Here is a 2175-nt window from a genome sequence, read left to right as displayed (position 1 = left end):
TGCACTATTTTTCCACCCGTATAACCAATTAATAATGGCAGTAAGTATGTAACCATTGGATCAACTAACTTGGCAAGGTTTCCATTAGGAAAAAAGCCGGTTGGTACGAAAAAGGCTGTAATTAATCCCCACGCAATAAATGCTCCTATGTTTGGCATAACCATTGAACTTAAAAAGTTACCAAACTTCTGTACAGATACTTTTATGTTTGCTTGAGCCATCTGTTCTCTTCCTCTCTATTTGTATTTAAATTTATATCAACAAATTATGTAACGCTTACATTTAGAATGTTAAGTTAAACCCCGGCTGTATACAATAAATAGAAGAACTAACCTTGTCTTACTCTATAAAGACACAGGTTTTATTGCAGGAATTAGATTTATTGAAAGAAGTATATATATGAATTAGTTCTTGTGTAATCATTCCTAAAAATTAATGAATTAATTTCAGGGCCTTAGTACTTCTATAAAGAATATTTATAAGGACTAGCATATGTATAAAAAGCTTCATATCCGATTAAAGGCACCCACGAGAGAACCCTTTTCCTGAAGGGTTCTTTTGTTTTCTTGGTTCCTGTAAGAGACATTATGGTGCGACAAGAAGTCGCTTTCTTACAGTGTAGCTGACGCTACTCATCTAGACGCAAAGATGATCTCCATCCGAAACGGCATGCTTGGTAACGAGTCTGTCGGTTGCATGAGGAAATGCGGAAACAGAGGACAAATGCATGGTCCAGAATACTGCTAGGAGAAGATAGGTATGGTAAACGAAAGTGAAGGTTTATAAGCTTCGTAACTCTTAGCTCAAGATAATGCATGGACTAGCTTGGGTCTTGGTAAGAGGAAAAGTAGAATCATAATGCTACTCTGATGCGTCCCGCATCTTACCCGGAGTAAAGAACCTACCTACCCCTATCGTATCTGTAGAAAGTGGAACTTGGTAAGCCCTATGTCATCTGCGTAAGCAGTAGGATGACTGCAAAGTCAAACGATGTGGCAGAGGGTATGGGATATGAGAAAAAGCGAAAGCCGTTACCCTGAAAAGGGACAGGAAATCAAGAACATTGTATAACTGGACGGATACTGTCGTCTTTACAGACAATGACAGGCTCGAAAGAGCGCCTACTTCTCATGGGTCTTCAACACGAAAATAAATTTGTGGCTATCTTCTAACGAAAAGGAGCGTGCTGTTATGAATACCTCTCTACGAGCGTCGGCGCACGTCTCGCATAAGGGTTGGTACTCTATTGATTGGAATACTATACAACAATATGTAACGAAGTTACGACAAAGAATTTATCGTGCCGAACAGCAAAATCAACGAAGAAGAGTAAGAAAACTTCAACGTTTACTCCTCCGGAGTAAAGCTAATTTACTACTCTCCATTCGCAGAGTGACGCAACAAAATACCGGCAAGCGAACACTTGGTATAGACGGCTATACGGCCTCACAACCAAACGAACGTATCAAACTATATCAAGAACTACTAAGATATAATGTTTTTCAGCATCGCCCAAAGCCAGCGAAACGAACGTTTATTGCTAAGAAGAATGGGAAATTAAGACCTCTCGGTATACCGACGATACGAGATCGAGTTTATCAAAATGTCGTAAAGAACGCACTAGAACCGCAATGGGAAGTCAGGTTCGAAGCCAGTTCCTACGGTTTCCGCCCTAAAAGAAGTACTCATGATGCCATTAGCAATCTCTTTAACAAGCTCAATACGAATAGTAAGAAAAAGTGGGTGTTTGAAGGAGATTTCCAAGGGTGTTTCGACCATCTCAACCATAATTGGATAAGTAAGCAAACGTCTATGTTTCCAGCAAACAAGCTGATTGGAAGATGGCTCAAGATGGGATATATGGAACAAGGTATATTTCACAACACAGTGGAAGGAAGTCCCCAAGGAAGTGTAGCTTCTCCCCTTCTAGCTAATATAGCGCTAGATGGAATGGAAAAAGAGATTGGTATCGTCTATAGAAAGACATACAAATCAAATGGAGGATATAAAATCGATCCCAAATGTAAAATAGGACGTATTCTTTACGCAGATGACTTCGTCATCGTAACGGAAACGAAGGAACAAGCTGAAAGTATGTATCAGAAACTCAATCCTTACTTACAAAAGCGAGGAATTAAATTGAGTGAAGATAAAACCAAAGTTACACATATCGAA

The 2175-nt window shown here is 39.4% G+C and carries 1 protein-coding gene and 1 pseudogene; one reads left to right on the top strand and one right to left on the bottom strand.

Features of this window, described 5'->3' with window-relative positions; genetic code table 11:
* Positions 1-221: pseudogene (locus tag AC1DRF_RS24335) on the bottom strand (PTS mannitol transporter subunit IICBA); the annotation flags it as partial.
* Positions 222-1191: 970 nt separating this feature from the next.
* Between AC1DRF_RS24335 and AC1DRF_RS24330 the strand changes: the two are divergent.
* Positions 1192-2175: reverse transcriptase domain-containing protein (locus tag AC1DRF_RS24330; protein WP_477741903.1), on the top strand; the 984-nt coding region annotated here is incomplete at its 3' end.

The sequence above is a fragment of the Priestia sp. P5_B4 genome, from assembly GCF_056400385.1.
The sequence above is the reverse complement of the archived record's forward strand: the minus strand, read 5'-3'. Positions and strand labels throughout refer to the sequence as shown.